The sequence below is a fragment of the Pseudomonas sp. B3G-3 genome, assembly GCF_028640915.1.
Lineage (GTDB): Bacteria > Pseudomonadota > Gammaproteobacteria > Pseudomonadales > Pseudomonadaceae > Aquipseudomonas > Aquipseudomonas chlororaphis_I.
Genome location: NZ_JAQZAB010000126.1, coordinates 33,871 through 49,287, shown reverse-complemented (window position 1 = coordinate 49,287; position 15,417 = coordinate 33,871). Strand labels below are relative to the sequence as shown.

At 63.7% G+C, this 15,417-nt stretch carries 15 protein-coding genes; 4 read left to right on the top strand and 11 right to left on the bottom strand.

What is annotated here, in order from left to right; translation table 11 throughout:
* Positions 1–209 precede the first annotated feature (209 nt).
* Entirely contained in the window at positions 210–1,247 is a 1,038-nt protein-coding gene (gene mgrA / locus PVZ80_RS27035) for an L-glyceraldehyde 3-phosphate reductase (protein ID WP_273864816.1), read from the top strand.
* A gap of 129 nt (positions 1,248–1,376) precedes the next feature.
* On the opposite strand, the gene PVZ80_RS27030 is transcribed toward mgrA, so the two are convergent.
* The 9 genes from PVZ80_RS27030 to PVZ80_RS26990 form a co-directional block, all read right to left on the bottom strand.
* On the bottom strand, positions 1,377–1,805 hold the full coding sequence (locus tag PVZ80_RS27030) for a type II toxin-antitoxin system VapC family toxin (RefSeq protein WP_273864815.1): 429 nt from the start codon (positions 1,803–1,805) through the stop codon (positions 1,377–1,379).
* Complete coding sequence (locus PVZ80_RS27025; RefSeq protein WP_016702561.1) at positions 1,802–2,047, bottom strand: FitA-like ribbon-helix-helix domain-containing protein; 246 nt, start codon at positions 2,045–2,047, stop codon at positions 1,802–1,804. The genes PVZ80_RS27030 and PVZ80_RS27025 overlap by 4 nt, the downstream gene beginning before the upstream one ends.
* Positions 2,048–2,186: 139 nt before the next feature.
* Positions 2,187–3,026 (bottom strand): taurine dioxygenase, encoded by an 840-nt coding sequence (gene tauD / locus PVZ80_RS27020; RefSeq protein WP_273864814.1) that lies wholly within the window; start codon positions 3,024–3,026, stop codon positions 2,187–2,189.
* Between the two features lie 226 nt (positions 3,027–3,252).
* The gene (gene tauC / locus PVZ80_RS27015) at positions 3,253–4,092 is read right to left on the bottom strand and encodes a taurine ABC transporter permease TauC (protein ID WP_009046455.1); all 840 of its coding nucleotides are present in this window, start codon (positions 4,090–4,092) and stop codon (positions 3,253–3,255) included.
* Positions 4,089–4,883 carry a taurine ABC transporter ATP-binding subunit gene (gene tauB / locus PVZ80_RS27010; RefSeq protein ID WP_028683844.1) on the bottom strand — a complete coding sequence of 265 codons (795 nt, stop codon included), beginning with the start codon at positions 4,881–4,883 and terminating at the stop codon, positions 4,089–4,091. Before tauB ends, tauC begins: the two co-directional genes overlap by 4 nt.
* A 95-nt stretch (positions 4,884–4,978) precedes the next feature.
* Positions 4,979–5,956 carry a taurine ABC transporter substrate-binding protein gene (tauA, locus tag PVZ80_RS27005; protein ID WP_009046457.1) on the bottom strand — a complete coding sequence of 326 codons (978 nt, stop codon included), beginning with the start codon at positions 5,954–5,956 and terminating at the stop codon, positions 4,979–4,981.
* Positions 5,957–6,178: 222 nt separating this feature from the next.
* Complete coding sequence (gshA, locus tag PVZ80_RS27000) at positions 6,179–7,762, bottom strand: glutamate--cysteine ligase (protein ID WP_273864813.1); 1,584 nt, start codon at positions 7,760–7,762, stop codon at positions 6,179–6,181.
* A 293-nt stretch (positions 7,763–8,055) separates the two neighbouring features.
* A complete protein-coding gene (locus PVZ80_RS26995) occupies positions 8,056–8,439 on the bottom strand; it encodes a PaaI family thioesterase (RefSeq protein ID WP_009046459.1) in 384 nt (127 codons plus the stop codon).
* The gene (locus PVZ80_RS26990; RefSeq protein ID WP_016702566.1) at positions 8,439–10,763 is read right to left on the bottom strand and encodes a Tex family protein; all 2,325 of its coding nucleotides are present in this window, start codon (positions 10,761–10,763) and stop codon (positions 8,439–8,441) included. Before PVZ80_RS26990 ends, PVZ80_RS26995 begins: the two co-directional genes overlap by 1 nt.
* 361 nt (positions 10,764–11,124) lie before the next feature.
* Here PVZ80_RS26990 and ompR point away from each other — a divergent pair, with 361 nt between their 5' ends.
* Together ompR and PVZ80_RS26980 are read left to right on the top strand one after the other, a co-directional pair.
* Positions 11,125–11,865, top strand: coding sequence for an osmolarity response regulator transcription factor OmpR (gene ompR / locus PVZ80_RS26985; RefSeq protein ID WP_007925257.1), 741 nt, complete (start codon positions 11,125–11,127; stop codon positions 11,863–11,865).
* 107 nt (positions 11,866–11,972) lie between these two features.
* Positions 11,973–13,286 (top strand): ATP-binding protein, encoded by a 1,314-nt coding sequence (locus tag PVZ80_RS26980; RefSeq protein ID WP_009041700.1) that lies wholly within the window; start codon positions 11,973–11,975, stop codon positions 13,284–13,286.
* Positions 13,287–13,364: 78 nt separating this feature from the next.
* Here the strand turns inward: PVZ80_RS26980 and rimK are convergent, their stop codons facing one another.
* Together rimK and rimB are read right to left on the bottom strand one after the other, a co-directional pair.
* Entirely contained in the window at positions 13,365–14,270 is a 906-nt protein-coding gene (rimK, locus tag PVZ80_RS26975) for a 30S ribosomal protein S6--L-glutamate ligase (protein WP_007931744.1), read from the bottom strand.
* Positions 14,267–14,749: a retropepsin-like aspartic endopeptidase RimB gene (gene rimB, locus PVZ80_RS26970; protein ID WP_007931742.1), complete on the bottom strand. Its 483-nt coding sequence runs from the start codon at positions 14,747–14,749 to the stop codon at positions 14,267–14,269. Before rimB ends, rimK begins: the two co-directional genes overlap by 4 nt.
* Before the next feature lie 219 nt (positions 14,750–14,968).
* On the opposite strand from rimB, the gene PVZ80_RS26965 reads away from it, so the two are divergent.
* Positions 14,969–15,367 (top strand): RNA-binding S4 domain-containing protein, encoded by a 399-nt coding sequence (locus tag PVZ80_RS26965; protein ID WP_009046461.1) that lies wholly within the window; start codon positions 14,969–14,971, stop codon positions 15,365–15,367.
* Positions 15,368–15,417: the final 50 nt, after the last annotated feature.

Genomic DNA, 15,417 nt, shown 5'->3' with positions numbered 1-15,417 from the left:
GTCATTCCTCCTCGGCAGCAGGTTCTGTCCGTCAGCAGGCGCCGGATCGTTTCAGTCATTCACCGATCTGAAGTGGCCGCGATCTCGCCTGGGCGTATGCTGGGCAACTTTCAGGCGTTCCGCTGATTCAGATGTTGCGAGGGCAACTTGCCCTGCACCAATGTGCATGTGCTTAAACCTGGGTGTTCAGGATCAATAGAGAGGGTTCGATGACTTACCTTGCTGCCGAAAACCGCTACGACTCCATCCCCTACCGCCGCGTCGGACGCAGCGGCCTGGTGCTGCCGGCGCTGTCCCTGGGCCTGTGGCACAACTTCGGCGACAGCACGCCGATCGACACCCAGCGTTCGTTGCTGCGCACCGCCTTCGACCTGGGCATCAACCACTTCGACCTGGCCAACAACTACGGCCCGCCCTATGGCAGTGCCGAGATCAATTTCGGTCGCCTGCTACGGGAAGACTTCAAGCTGTATCGCGACGAGCTGATCATCTCCAGCAAGGCCGGCTGGGATATGTGGCCCGGTCCCTACGGTCAGGGCGGCGGCTCGCGCAAGTACGTGCTGGCCAGCCTCGACCAGAGCCTGCAGCGCCTGGGCCTCGACTATGTGGATATCTTCTATTCCCACCGCTTCGACCCGGACACTCCGCTGGAAGAAACCGCCAGCGCCCTGGCCACTGCGGTGCAGCAGGGCAAGGCGCTGTACATCGGCATCTCGTCCTATTCCGGGGTGAAAACCCGCGAGATCGCAGCCCTGCTCAAGGAGTGGAAAGTGCCGCTGCTGATCCACCAGCCGGCCTATAACCTGCTCAACCGCTGGGTGGAAAAAGACCTGCTGGACACCACCGACGAACTCGGCGCCGGGGTGATCGCCTTCACACCATTGGCCCAGGGCCTGCTGACCGACAAATACCTCAATGGCATTCCCGAGGACGCGCGGGTCAATCGCCCGGGCGGTGGTTCGCTGCAAGCCGCGCACCTGTCCGAAGCCAACCTTGCTCATGTGCGCGCCCTCAACGAAATCGCCAAGCGTCGCGGCCAGAGCCTGGCGCAACTGGCTCTGGCCTGGACCCTGCGCGACCCACGGGTGACCTCGGCCCTGATCGGCGCCAGCCGGCCGGAGCAGATCGTCGAGAATGTCGGTGCATTGCAGAACCTGAGCTTCAGTGCGGAAGAACTGGCGGAGATCGATCGTTTCGCCCGGGAAGGCGGGATCAATCTGTGGGAGAAGCCTTCAACCGCCGAATAGAGCCAGCCGTCATGTTGTGAGGCTGTCGCGGCTTCTGTAGGAGTCAGGCTTGCCGGCGATCGAGGCGGTGAGTGGTGTCAGGCATACCGCTATCGCGAGCAAGCTTCGCTCCTACAGGCCTGCGGCGGTTCAGACCTCGAGCGGCAGCCAGGGGTTGATAACGATCAGCCCGGTGTCGGTGAAATCCTTGGTGTTACGAGTGGCGATCGCGGCGTCGTGGACCCGGCATATCGCTGCAATTTGCGCATCCACCAGATTGATCGGCTGGCCTGATCTTTCGCGATGCGAGACCAGATGCGCGTAGTAAAGAGCCGTTTGGGTTCCGAAGGGCACGATGCGGTCGATGAAGTCTTCCTCGAACATAGCCAGCGCCGATGCATGCAGCGTCTGTTTGCGCTTGCCGTGGGGCAGGCGCGCGATACCGTGGAGAATCTCGGCCATGGTCATGGCGCTGATGTAGAGGTCCTCGACGGGTTGCGCTTCGATCCACAACAACACCGAGGCGTCCGGCTGAGGACGCATCAGCTCCGACAGCACATTGGTATCGAGCACTATCATTCGTTCAGGTCCGCTACGCGCGGGGGCTCGGTGCGCTCGGGAAGTTCCAGTTCCACTCCTCCGGCCTCGGCAAAGCGTGCCCGGATACGGCTACCCAGGCCCTGACTGTCGGCTGTCCTACTCAGGGCTCGGCGCAAAATCAATCGAGCTTCTTCTTCCATGGAATGACCATTGTGAGCGGCCTCGATGCGCAGGCGTTCTTTGATGTGGTCGTCCAGATTACGGATCGTAAGGCTGGCCATGGGCTCCTCCGAATGAAATCAATGAAATCATTGATAGCATAACGGCGAGTCATTGGAGGAGGGCAACCGCTGGTCGTTTGGGTTCGCCTCGATCACTGGCAAGCACTACTGAAGCCGTGAGCTTGCTGATGATCATGGTTTATCGAAAAAACGGCACATCCCCAAGAATCGTCGCGCGGTGCATCACGCGGCGTTGCGGGCGGTAGTCGTCGACGGCGTAGTGCTGGGTCACGCGGTTGTCCCAGAAGGCTACATCGTTAGTCTGCCAGCGCCAGCGGATGGTGAATTCCGGGCGGGTGGCGTGGGCGAACAGCAGTTTCAGGATGACTTCGCTTTCGCTGTCCGACAGCTCGTTGATCCTGGTCGTGAAACCTTCGTTGACGAACAGCGACTTGCGTCCGCTGACCGGGTGGGTGCGGATCACCGGGTGCGACAGCGGCGGGTTTTTCCGCTTGGCTTCTTCCCAGCGCGCCAGGTCCTCCGGGGTATTGCCGAAGCGCTCCAGAGGGAATGACTTGATGAACTCGTGAGTCGCGGTCAGGCCCTGCAGCAGGTTCTTCATCGGCTCCGAGAGCGCCTCATAGGCCGCGATGCCGCTGGCCCACAGGGTGTCGCCGCCGTAGGCCGGCAACAGCTTGGCGCTGAGCACCGCGCCCAGGGCCGGGGTCGGCAGGAAGGTCACGTCGGTGTGCCAGATGGCGTTGTCGCGCACGTCGATTTGCGCGGTGTCGAGGATCAGCACTTCCGGCTGTTCCGGCACGTTGGGGTAGATCGGATGGATGTGCAGGTCGCCAAAGTTCGCCGCGAAGCGCGCCTGCTGCTGCGGGTCGATCGGCTGGTCACGGAAGAACAGCACCTGATGCTGCAGCAGTGCCTGCTCGATGGCATCGCGCTGTTCGCTGGCCAGTGGCTGGCTGATGTCGACGCCACCGATCTGGGCGCCCAGGGCGGAGCTTAAAGGGGTGATGGTCAGGCTCATGTCGTTCTCGAATGGAGCGCCGAATTGCCGGCGTGGTCAGTTCTGTCTGTAAGAAGTCTTGCCCGCTACCCCTGTAGTCGCTGCCGAGCTTTGGCGAGGCTGCGATCGAACGCAAAGCGCTCGCAAAACCTGGCGCCGCGGTATTCCAGATACAACGCGTCAGGCGGGTTGCGCCTGCTGCGCAGCCTCGCCGGGGCTCGGCAGCGGCTACAGGGTTACCGGGGTTTCAATGGGCCTGGCCATGCCAGGGCACCAGCTTGCGCTGCAGGGCGCGCAGGCCCATTTCCATGGCGAAGGCGATCAGGGCGATGACCAGGATCCCCAGCACCACCACATCGGTGACCAGGAACTGCGCCGCGGACTGCACCATGAACCCCAGGCCGCTGGTGGCGGCGATCAGTTCGGCGGCGACCAGGGTCGACCAGCCCACCCCGAGGCCGATGCGCACGCCGGTGAGAATGTCCGGCAGGGCGCTGGGCAGGATCACATGGCGAATCAACTGGGCCCGGGTCGCGCCCAGGGACTGCGCGGCGCGCAGCCGGGTCGGGTCCACGGTGCGCACGCCGGTGGCGGTGGCGATGGCGATCGGGGCGAAGATCGCCAGGTAGATCAGCAGCACCTTGGACAGCTCGCCGATGCCGCACCAGATGACGATCAGCGGCAGGTAGGCCAGGGGGGGAATCGGCCGGTAGAACTCGATCAGCGGGTCCAGCACGCCACGGGCGATGCGGTTATGGCCGATGGCGATGCCCACCGGGATCGCGGTCAGTACGGCAAAACCCAGGGCCAGGCCGATGCGTCCGAGACTCGCGCCCAGGTGCTGCCACAGGGTGGAATCCATATAGCCGCTGGTCACCAGCAGCCAGCCCTTTTGCAGCACGGCGGAAGGTGGCGGCAGGAACAGCGGTTCGATCAGGCCGCTGGCCGTCACCGCCCACCACAGGGCGAGCAGCACCACCAGGGTCAGCACGCTGATCCAGCGGGTGCTCAGGCTGCGGCGCAGGGGCGCGGCAGTGTGCGGGGTAGCGGCTTTGGTCGTGGTGGCCGGGAGGTCGTAGCTGTTCATGCGCGCTCCTGCCGCAAGACGGCACTGCGTTGGGAGAACACCCGGGCCAGCACGTGTTCGCGGGTTTCGATAAAACGCGGGTCGGACTTGATTGCCCGGGCCGATTCGCCGGCTGCATAACGCTGGCCGAAATCCAGGCTCAGGCGCTCGACGATCTGCCCCGGGTTGGGCGCCAGCAGGATCAGGTCGGTGGCGAGGAACACCGCTTCCTCGATGTCGTGGGTAATCAGGAACACCGGCTTGGCGGTGCGTTGCCAGACTTGCAGCAACAGCTCCTGCATCTGTTCGCGGGTGAAGGCATCGAGGGCGCCGAAGGGCTCGTCCATCAGCAGCACCCGCGGGTCAGCGGCCAGGGCGCGGGCCAGGCCCACGCGCTGGCGTTGTCCGCCGGAGAGCTGCCAGATGCGCCGCTTGTCGAAGCCGGCCAGGTCCACCAGCGCCAACATTTCCCGGGCGCGGGCTTCACGTTGGTCGCGGGCGGTGCCGGCCAGTTCGAGGCCGAAGCCGACGTTGGCCAGTACGTCCTGCCAGGGCAGCAGGGCATCATCCTGGAACACCACGCCGCGTTCGGCGCTCGGGCCGGCAACCGGCACGCCGTCCAGGGTGATGCGCCCGGCGCTGGGTTCGACGAAGCCGGCGATCAGGTTCAACAGTGAAGTCTTGCCACTGCCGGATGGGCCGAGGGCGACCAGCAACTGCTGTGGCCCGAGCGTCAGGGAAATATCCGCCAGCACCGGTTCGGCGGCGCCGGGGTACTGTGCGCTGATGCGCTCCAGTTGTAGCAAAGCCATGACGGCGCGCTCCTTGTTCAAATGCAGCCTTTGTCGAGGTGAGACGCTGTACGAGAGGCGCCGGGCCTGGGCCCGGCGACCTCTGCGGCGAACCTTCAGTGGGTGATGTATTTGGCGCTGACGTACGGCGCGTAGTCCGGCAGTACCGCCTCGACCTTGCCTTGTTCCTTGAGGAACGCCGCGGTGTCGGTGATGGCCTTGGTGGTCGGCGCGCCAAGGCTGATGACCTGGTCGGCCGCCAGTGGGTAGACGTTGCCCTGCAACAGCAGCGGAATGTCGCTGGCCTTGGCGCCGGAGAGTTTCACCAGCTTGTCGACGTTGCTCTGCTCAGCCAGCCAGGCTTTTGGGTCCTTGCGGTAATCGGCGTAGGCGTCGAGGGTCACCTTGGCGAAGGCGGTGACGATTTGCGGATGCTTCTCGGCGAAGTCCTTGCGCACGATCCAGGCATCGAAGGTCGGCGCGCCGAACTGGGCCAGTTCGCCGGAGGTGATCAGCACCTTGCCGTTCTCCTTGGCCACGCCCAGCGCCGGGTCCCAGACGTAGGTGGCGTCGATGTCGCCGCGTTTCCAGGCGGCGATGATCGCCGGTGGCGCCAGGTTGAGAATCTGTACTTTTGCCGGGTCGATTTTCCAGTGCTTGAGCGCAGCCAGCAGGCTGTAGTGGCCGGTGGAAACGAAGGGCACGGCGACTTTCTTGCCGACCAGGTCCTGGGGCGTCTTGATCCCGGATCCGTCGCGGGCCACCAGGGCCTCGGCGGCGCCGATCTGGGTGGCGATAAGGAAGGTTTCCACCGGCACCTTGCGGGTGATCGCAGCGGTCAGCGGGCTGGAGCCGAGGTAGCCGATCTGCACGTCACCCGAAGCGATGGCGGCGATGATGTCGGCGCCGTTGTCGAACTTGCGCCAGTCGATCTTGGCCTGGGTGACCTTTTCATAGGTGCCGTCGGCCTGGGCGACTTTCGCTGGATCGACGGTGGTCTGGTAGGCGACGGTGACGTCGGCTGCCTGGGCGAAGAAGCTCGCGGTGGCCAGGGACACGGCCGCCAGGAGGCGGAGGGGAAGGTGCAGTTTCATCATGAAGCTCCTCAACAGGCGGCCAAGTGTGGACGTGGTAGGAGACTAAATGATCTAAGAATCTAAAAATAAATAACTTTTTAGAATTAGCTTAAAAGAGGAATCTTCTAAAGAAAGCACTTTTTGAAGGGGAGCGCTTTGCGCTCCATCGCGAGCAAGCTCGCTCCTACGCATTGATCTTGTGTAGGAGCGAGGCTTGCCCGCGATAAGCGCCGCAGACGCTTAGTTGCTGATCGCCAGGATACTCGCCTGATACGAGCCGACAAATACGTCGAAATCGCCGACTTCGTTCTGTTCCAGCTCGGCCTGTTGCAGCAGGGAGTTGCGCGCCGCTTCTTCGAAACGCGCCTGGTCTTCCTTGCTCAGGGACTCGCTGCGGAAGAACTCGGCATGGGCCAGGCTCTGGCGCAGGGAGAACTGGCTGAAGCTTTCCTTGTGTTCCTGCATGGCGGCCAGGACCTGGGCCGAAGGCGTCAGGGACGAATCCTTGACCTTGGCCAGCTGGGCGTCCAGCGCCTTGCTATGGGCGTCGCTGCCGTGGCTGCGGTCGAGCAGGGCGGCCAGCGGCGCGATCTTTTCCAGCAGTTCGCCGGCCCATTCCTTGAGGTCCACCAACTGTCCCTGGCGCAGCAGGTGCAGGCCCGGGCGACGACCTTCCTTGACCACCTTGAGGAAGTTCGAGGTGGCGTTGCCGCACTCGTTGTTCTCCAGCAGCGGGCTTTCGTTGAGCGCGCAATACAGCAGGAAGGCGTCGAGGAAACGGGCTTCCTGCACGTCGATGCCCATCGGCAGGAACGGGTTGATGTCCAGGCAACGGACTTCGACGTACTGGATGCCGCGAGCCATCAGCGCCTGGATCGGCCGCTCGCCGGTGTAGGTCACGCGTTTCGGGCGGATGTTGGAGTAGTACTCGTTTTCGATCTGCAGGATGTTGGTGTTGAGCTGGACCCACTCACCGTCCTGGTGGGTGCCGATCTCCACATAAGGCGCGTACGGCGTGGCGACGGCCTTGCGCAGGCTGTCGGTGTAGCTGTTCAGGTCGTTGTAGCAAGGGGTCAGGCCGGCCTGGGCGTTGCTCTGGTAGCCCAGGTCGCTCATGCGCAGGCTGGTGGCGTACGGCAGGTACAGGGTCTCGGCGTCCAGCTGTTCCAGCTGGTGCGCGCGACCGCGCAAGAAGCCTGCGTCCAGCGCCGGCGAGGCGCCGAACAGGTACATCAGCAGCCAGCTGTAGCGGCGGAAGTTGCGGATCAGCGCGATGTACGCCGACGACTGATAGTCGCGGTCGCTGCCGACGAAGCCTTCGGCCTGCTTGAGCAGCGGCCAGAGCTGCTCCGGCAGGGAAAAGTTGTAGTGGATCCCGGCGATGCACTGCATGGTCTTGCCGTAACGCAGGGCCAGGCCCTTGCGGTACACATACTTGAGCTGGCCGATGTTGGAGGTGCCGTAATAGGCGATCGGGATGTCTTCCTCGGCCGGCAACGGGCACGGCATCGATGGACTCCACAGGTACTCGTTGCCGAGCTTGCTGTAGACGAAACGGTGAATCTTGTCGAGGCTGGCCAGGGTGTCCGCCGGATCGGGCAGGGCTGGGGTGATGAACTCCAGCAGCGACTCGGAATAGTCGGTGGTGATCTGTTCGTTGGTCAGCGCGGAACCCAGTTCTTCCGGGTGCGGAGTCTGGGCCAGGCGCGCTTCGCCGGTCACGCGCAGGCATTCGCGCTCGATGCCGTGCAGGCACTGCTCGAGCAGAGAGAGGTTAGCGCGCTCGCCGAGCAGAGCCAGGCGGCGGTTGAGAAGTTCGCTCAAGTTGGATTCCTTCACGCGTCAGTCGCCCCAATATGGGGGTGGGCAGGACGGTCTACAAGGGTGAAGTTGAAACTGGCGTTTTCGCCTGGTCGTTGAGCCGGCATGGCCCGATTTTGCAAGCACCACACTTCATCCCTGAATCTGGCTTTAGCGCAGGCAGAAAACTCCGACGCCGCTTTCGCAGCGCCGAAATTAACTCAAATCGATGACGGGGAGCTAGGTCTGTCGATGTTCGAAGGCGGGCCGCGTCGCTAGCGGACGAATTGGCGTCGCGGCTGTCACCAAAGGGTTCCTCAGAGGACCGCGAAGGTGCCTTGTGCCTTGGCGACCAGTTTGTCGCCTTGCATCACATCGGCCTCGACCACCAGGGTGCGGCGACCCGGGTGGAGCACCCGGGCGTGGCAGATCACGTCGCCCTCGGCGACGGCGCGGATGTAGTTGATCTTGCACTCGATGGTCGCGCTCTGCTGGTCGAAGCCGTGGGAACTGGAACAGGCCAGCCCCATGGCGATATCGACCAGGCTGAAGATCGCCCCGCCGTGCAGCTTCTGGCCACGATTGCGCAACTGCGGCGTCAGCGTCAGGGCGACGTCGGCTTCACCGACCTCCAGGCGCTGCAGACGGCAGCCGAGCAGCTGGCTGAACGCGCTTTCGGTCAAGCCGGCCGGGATCTCCATCAGCGTTTCTTCAACTGCTTGGCATTGGCGAACAGCGACGCCATGGCGTTGTTGGTCGGGGCCGCGGCCACGCTTTCCTTGCGCGGGGCGCTGTTGCCCGACGAGCGCGGCGCCGAGCCTGGACGTGAACCGCGAGCGCCGTCGATCTTCTCGCCCGGGGTGTCGCTCATGCGCATCGACAGGCCGACGCGTTTGCGCGGAATGTCGACTTCCATGACCTTGACCTTGACCACGTCGCCGGCCTTCACCGCTTCACGCGGGTCCTTGATGAACTTCTCCGACAGTGCCGAGATGTGCACCAGGCCGTCCTGGTGCACGCCGATGTCGACGAAGGCACCGAAGTTGGTGACGTTGGTCACCACGCCTTCGAGGATCATCCCCAGTTGCAGGTCCTTGAGGTCTTCGACGCCTTCCTGGAACTCGGCGGTCTTGAACTCGGGGCGCGGGTCGCGGCCGGGCTTGTCCAGTTCCTGGAGGATGTCGGTGACGGTCGGCAGGCCGAAGGTCTCGTCGGTGAACTTCTTCGGATCCAGGCGCTTGAGGAAGCCGCTGTCGCCGATCAGCGAGCGGATGTCGCGGTCGGTCTCGGCGGCGATGCGCTGCACCAGCGGGTAGGCCTCCGGGTGCACCGCGGACGCGTCCAGCGGGTTGTCGCCGTTCATCACGCGCAGGAAGCCGGCGGCCTGTTCGAAGGTCTTTTCACCCAGGCGGGCGACCTTCTTCAGCGCGGCGCGGGTCTTGAACGCACCGTTTTCATCGCGGTGGCTGACGATGTTCTGCGCCAGGGTGGTGTTGAGGCCGGAGATCCGCGCCAGCAGGGCCACCGAGGCGGTATTGACGTCCACGCCGACGGCGTTCACGCAGTCCTCGACCACCGCATCCAGGCCACGGGCCAGCTTCAGCTGCGACACGTCGTGCTGGTACTGGCCGACGCCGATGGATTTCGGATCGATCTTCACCAGCTCGGCCAGCGGGTCCTGCAGGCGGCGGGCGATGGACACCGCGCCACGGATCGATACGTCGAGGTCGGGGAATTCCTTGGCCGCCAGTTCCGACGCCGAGTACACCGAAGCACCGGCCTCGGAGACCATGACCTTGGTCATGCGCATGGCCGGGTATTTCTTGATCAGCTCTGCGGCCAGCTTGTCGGTTTCCCGGCTGGCGGTGCCGTTGCCGATGGCGATCAGGTCCACCGAGTGCTTGGCGCACAGCGCGGCCAGCACGGCGATGGTCTGGTCCCACTTGTTGTGCGGGACGTGCGGGTAAACGGTGGCGTGGTCCAGCAGCTTGCCAGTGGCATCCACCACCGCGACCTTGCAGCCGGTACGCAGGCCCGGGTCGAGGCCCAGGGTCGCGCGCGGGCCGGCCGGAGCGGCCAGCAGCAGGTCGTGCAGGTTGTGGGCGAAGACGTTGATCGCCTCGGTTTCCGCGTTGTCGCGCAGCTCGCCCAGCAGGTCGGTTTCCAGGTGGGTGTAGAGCTTGACCTTCCAGGTCCAGCGCACCACTTCGCCGAGCCATTTGTCCGCCGGGCGGTTCTGGTTCTGGATGCCGACGTGTTGGCCGATCATGCCCTCGCACGGGTGCATGGTGCCCGGCAGTTCGTCGCCGACTTTCAGCGCGGAGCTGAGGATGCCTTCGTTGCGGCCACGGAAAATCGCCAGGGCGCGGTGCGACGGCATGCTCTTCAGCGGTTCGTCGTGTTCGAAGTAATCGCGGAACTTGGCGCCTTCCTCTTCCTTGCCGGCGATCACGCGGGCACTAAGGGTGGCTTCCTGCTTGAGGAAATTACGCAGTTTGTCCAGCAGGCTGGCGTCTTCGGCGAAGCGCTCCATCAGGATGTACTTGGCGCCTTCCAGGGCGGCCTTCACATCGGCCACGCCTTTTTCCGCGTCGACGAAGCGTGCGGCTTCGCTTTCCGGGGTCAGGCCCGGGTCGTTGAACAGGCCGTCCGCCAGTTCGCCAAGGCCGGCTTCCAGGGCGATCTGGCCCTTGGTGCGGCGCTTTTGCTTGTACGGCAGGTAGAGGTCTTCGAGGCGGGTCTTGGTATCGGCGAGCTTGATGTCGCGGGCCAGCTCCGGGGTCAGCTTGCCCTGCTCCTCGATGCTGGCGAGGATGCTGATGCGCCGTTCGTCGAGTTCTCGCAGGTAGCGCAGGCGCTCTTCCAGATGACGCAGTTGGGTGTCATCGAGGCTGCCGGTCACTTCCTTACGGTAGCGGGCGATGAAGGGCACGGTGGAGCCTTCATCCAATAGAGCGACGGCCGCTTCGACCTGTTGTGGGCGTACACCGAGTTCCTCGGCAATGCGGCTGTTGATGCTGTCCATAAAACCACCTGACAAATTGTGAAAGCAGGCTCGCCGGCACGGAAAATTGGGCTCGGCGAGTCTGGTTGAGCGGCCTGGCGTGCGCCGCTGCCTGGATCAAAAGGCTGCCTGTTGACCCGTGAAATCGAACAATTACTGCCTGGCCGGGAAAAATAAAAAATGGCCACGGGCGATAACGATCAGACGTTGCCTGACACAAAAGGCGGCGCATTATAACCAGCGTTCCAGTCTTCGGGGGTATCGGCCCGGTGGCGGCCGACGGCGGGTTTTCTGGCGGTCGAGGAAAAATCTGCTAACAATGCACACGGTGCGTATAACGGCAGCTACGCCATAATGCGCACCGAGATAAAAGGAGCATCTGATGAGCAGCACTGCACAAACTGCCGAAGGCGAAAAAATTCTTATCGTTGACGACGACCCGGGGCTGAGCAGCCTGCTGGAGCGCTTCTTCGTCAGCAAGGGCTACCGTGCCCGCGCGGTTCCCAACACCGAGCAGATGGACCGTCTGCTGGGGCGCGAAGTCTTCAACCTGGTCGTCCTCGACCTGATGCTGCCTGGCGAAGACGGCCTGACCGCGTGCCGCCGCCTGCGCAGTGCGAACAACCAGATTCCGATCATCATGCTCACCGCCAAGGGCGACGAGCTGAGCCGCATCAAGGGCCTGGAACTGGGTGCCGACGATTACCTGGCCAAGCCGTTCAACCCCGACGAACTGATGGCGCGGGTCAAGGCCGTGCTGCGTCGCCAGTCGGCGCCGGTGCCGGGTGCGCCGGGCAGCGAAGACGAAAACGTCACCTTCGGCGACTACGAGCTGTCCCTGGCCACCCGCGAGCTCAAGCGCGGCGCCGAAGTGCACATGCTCACCACCGGTGAGTTCGCGGTGCTCAAGGCCCTGGTGATGAACGCTCGCCAGCCGCTGACCCGCGACAAGCTGATGAACCTGGCCCGTGGCCGCGAGTGGGATGCACTGGAGCGTTCCATTGACGTGCAGATCTCCCGCCTGCGCCGGATGATCGAGCCCGATCCGTCCAAGCCGCGTTATATCCAGACGGTCTGGGGTGTGGGTTATGTGTTCGTGCCGGATGGCACCACCACCAAGTGACCGATGATTTGTAGGAGCGAGCGCCCGGGCCGGCAAACGACCCGGGCGCTCGCATTCCGCAACTCTGCGAGCGCGACTCGCTCCTGCAAAGCGTGTAATGGCTGTTTATGAAAACCCCGCTGTGGTTCCCGCAAAGCTTCTTCTCCCGCACCCTCTGGCTGGTGCTGATCGTGGTGCTGTTCTCCAAGGCGCTGACCCTGGTTTATCTGCTGATGAACGAGGACGTGCTGGTGGACCGCCAGTACAGCCACGGCGTGGCCCTGACCCTGCGCGCCTATTGGGCCGCCGACGAATCCAACCGCGACCAGATCGCCGAGGCCGCCGGGCTGATCAAGGTAGTCGGCAGCGGTGTGCCGGCGGGCGAGCAGCATTGGCCCTATAGCGAGATTTATCAGCGGCAGATGCAGGCCGAATTGGGCGCCGACACTGAAGTGCGCCTGCGCATGCACGCCCCGCCGGCGCTCTGGGTGCGCGCACCGAGCTTGGGCGATGGCTGGCTGAAAGTGCCGCTGTATCCGCATCCGTTGCGGGGGCAGAAGATCTGGAGTGTGCTCGGCTGGTTCCTGGCGATCGGCCTGTTGTCCACGGCCTCGGCGTGGATCTTTGTCAGCCAGCTCAACCAGCCCCTCAAGCGCCTGGTCTATGCCGCCCGGCAACTGGGGCAGGGGCGCAGCGTGCGCCTGCCGATCAGCGATACGCCGAGCGAGATGACCGAGGTGTACCGCGCCTTCAACCAGATGGCCGAGGATGTGGAGCAGGCCGGACGCGAACGCGAGCTGATGCTGGCAGGGGTGTCCCACGACCTGCGCACGCCGTTGACTCGCCTGCGCCTGTCGCTGGAGTTGATGGGCAGCCACAACGACCTGACCGACGACATGGTCCGCGACATCGAAGACATGGACGCGATTCTCGACCAGTTCCTGGCCTTTATCCGCGACGGCCGCGACGAGTCGGTGGAGGAGGTCGATCTCAGTGACCTGGTGCGTGAAGTGGCGGCACCCTACAACCAGAACGACGAGAAGGTGCGCCTGCGCCTGGAGCCGATCCCGCCATTCCCGTTGCGCCGGGTATCGATGAAACGCCTGCTGAACAACCTGATCGGCAACGCGCTGAACCACGCGGGGACGGAAGTCGAAGTGGCGGCCTATGTGTCGGGCGACACCAGCGCGCCTTATGTGGTGCTGAGCGTGATGGACCGTGGCGCGGGCATCGACCCGTCGGAGCTGGAGGCGATCTTCAACCCCTTCACCCGCGGCGACCGTGCCCGGGGCGGCAAGGGTACCGGCCTGGGCCTGGCCATCGTCAAGCGGATCGCCTCGATGCACGGCGGCAATGTCGAACTGCGCAACCGCGCCGATGGCGGCCTGGAGGCGCGGGTGCGGTTGCCGTTGGGGTTGTTGTTGCCCAGGGATGCGGTTTGAAGGCAGCTACAAGCGGCAAGCTAAAAGCTGCAAGTGAGGAGTCGCTTTTCTCTTGCCGCTAAAAGCTTGCCGCTGCCCTTAACCCTTGCCCTTGGTCCGGGTCATGTTCGGGCCACCGTTTTTCTCGATGTGCTCGATGATGATCCCCGCCACGTTCTTGCCGGTGGTGGTCTCGATACCTTCCAGGCCAGGCGAGGAATTCACTTCCATCACCAGCGGCCCGTGGTTCGAACGCAGGATATCCACACCCGCGACGCTCAGGCCCATGACCTTGGCCGCGCGCAGGGCGGTCATGCGTTCTTCCGGAGTGATCTTGATCAGGCTGGCGCTGCCGCCACGGTGCAGGTTGGAGCGGAACTCGCCGGGCTTGGCCTGGCGTTTCATCGCGGCAATCACCTTGTCGCCGACCACGAAGCAGCGGATGTCGGCGCCGCCGGCTTCCTTGATGTACTCCTGGACCATGATGTTCTGCTTCAGGCCCATGAAGGCCTCGATCACCGACTCGGCCGCCGTGGCGGTTTCGCACAGCACCACGCCTATGCCCTGGGTGCCTTCCAGCACCTTGATCACCAGCGGCGCGCCGTTGACCATCTCGATCAGGTCGGGAATGTCGTCCGGCGAGTGGGCGAAGCCGGTCACCGGCAGGCCGATGCCGCGTCGGGACAGCAGTTGCAACGAGCGCAGCTTGTCCCGCGAGCGGGCGATGGCCACCGACTCGTTGAGCGGGAACACACCCATCATTTCAAACTGGCGCAGCACCGCGCAGCCATAGAAGGTCACCGAGGCGCCGATCCGTGGAATCACCGCGTCGAAACCTTCCAGCGGCTTGCCGCGGTAGTGGATCTGCGGTTTGTGACTGGCAATGTTCATATAGGCGCGCAGGGTGTCGACCACCACCATTTCATGGCCACGCTCGGTGCCGGCTTCGACCAGGCGACGAGTGGAATACAGACGCGGGTTACGCGACAGCACAGCGATCTTCATGCAACACCTGTGGCAGAGGTAGTGGACACCGGGAACACCGGTTTGTCTTGAACGTATTTGATCCCTGGATTGACCACCAACTGGCCATCGATCAGGGCTTTGGAACCGAGCAGCAGGCGATAGCGCATGGCCTTGCGGCAGGCGAGGGTGAACTCCACCCGCCAGACCCGATCGCCGAGCGCCAGGGTGGTACTGATCACGTAGCGCACCTGCGCCTGGCCGTTGGAACTCTTGATGGTTTTCATCGCCACCAGCGGCGCTTCGCAACGCCGGTGACGCAACTGCACCACGCTGCCCAGGTGCGCGTTGAAGCGCACCCACTGCTCACCGTCGCGCTCGAACGGCTCGATCTCGGTGGCATGCAGGCTGGAGGTGCTGGCGCCGGTATCGATCTTGGCGCGCAGGCCGGCGACTCCCAAATCCGGAAGCGCCACCCACTCGCGCAGACCCACGACGGTCAAATGGTCAAATGTCTTCAAATGTGCTCAACCGCTGAGGAACCCGCTCGTACCGTCAAGCGGCCGAATTCGCGGTATTCACGCAGAATAATGGGTAAAAGGCGACAGATATCTAGGCCCGGCTCCACAGCTCCCGGACGGGCTGCCGCAGAGCCTCGCATTGTAAACCGAGCCATCGCAATTCATGGCACGAGAGAAACGGTAGTACAGTTCGAAAATATTTCAGAATGAGGAAATGCCATGGCACAAAAAGCCGAAGACGACGACAAGGTCCGTCTGGACAAATGGCTGTGGGCGGCGCGCTTCTACAAGACTCGCGCCCTGGCCAAGGCCGCCATCGAAAGCGGCAAGGTGCATCACCGGGGCGAGCGCTGCAAACCGGGCAAGGAGCCGAGGATCGGCGACGAGTATGAGATACGCACCGGTTTCGACGAGCGCACCGTGGTGGTCCAGGCCCTGTCGATCGTGCGCCGTGGGGCGCCGGAGGCGCAGGCTCTCTATACGGAAACCGAAGCCAGCATCGCCAAGCGGGAAAACGCCGCCGCGCTACGCAAGGCCGGCGCCCTGGGTGTGAGCACCGATGGCAAGCCGACCAAGAAACAGCGGCGCGACCTGTTCAAGTTCCACAGCCACGAATAAGCCCCTGTAGGAGCGAGGCTGCCTGCGATCAGTTGCAAAGCAGCGGTTGC

Excerpts from the sequence above, each read along its gene's own strand:
- mgrA (WP_273864816.1), top strand. The coding sequence starts at position 210 with ATGACTTACCTTGCTGCCGAAAACCGCTACGACTCCATCCCCTACCGC.
- PVZ80_RS27030 (WP_273864815.1), bottom strand. The coding sequence starts at position 1,805 with ATGATAGTGCTCGATACCAATGTGCTGTCGGAGCTGATGCGTCCTCAG.
- PVZ80_RS27025 (WP_016702561.1), bottom strand. The coding sequence starts at position 2,047 with ATGGCCAGCCTTACGATCCGTAATCTGGACGACCACATCAAAGAACGC.
- tauD (WP_273864814.1), bottom strand. The coding sequence starts at position 3,026 with ATGAGCCTGACCATCACCCCTTTAAGCTCCGCCCTGGGCGCCCAGATC.
- tauC (WP_009046455.1), bottom strand. The coding sequence starts at position 4,092 with ATGAACAGCTACGACCTCCCGGCCACCACGACCAAAGCCGCTACCCCG.
- tauB (WP_028683844.1), bottom strand. The coding sequence starts at position 4,883 with ATGGCTTTGCTACAACTGGAGCGCATCAGCGCACAGTACCCCGGCGCC.
- tauA (WP_009046457.1), bottom strand. The coding sequence starts at position 5,956 with ATGAAACTGCACCTTCCCCTCCGCCTCCTGGCGGCCGTGTCCCTGGCC.
- PVZ80_RS26995 (WP_009046459.1), bottom strand. The coding sequence starts at position 8,439 with ATGGAGATCCCGGCCGGCTTGACCGAAAGCGCGTTCAGCCAGCTGCTC.
- PVZ80_RS26990 (WP_016702566.1), bottom strand. The coding sequence starts at position 10,763 with ATGGACAGCATCAACAGCCGCATTGCCGAGGAACTCGGTGTACGCCCA.
- ompR (WP_007925257.1), top strand. The coding sequence starts at position 11,125 with ATGAGCAGCACTGCACAAACTGCCGAAGGCGAAAAAATTCTTATCGTT.
- PVZ80_RS26980 (WP_009041700.1), top strand. The coding sequence starts at position 11,973 with ATGAAAACCCCGCTGTGGTTCCCGCAAAGCTTCTTCTCCCGCACCCTC.
- rimK (WP_007931744.1), bottom strand. The coding sequence starts at position 14,270 with ATGAAGATCGCTGTGCTGTCGCGTAACCCGCGTCTGTATTCCACTCGT.
- PVZ80_RS26965 (WP_009046461.1), top strand. The coding sequence starts at position 14,969 with ATGGCACAAAAAGCCGAAGACGACGACAAGGTCCGTCTGGACAAATGG.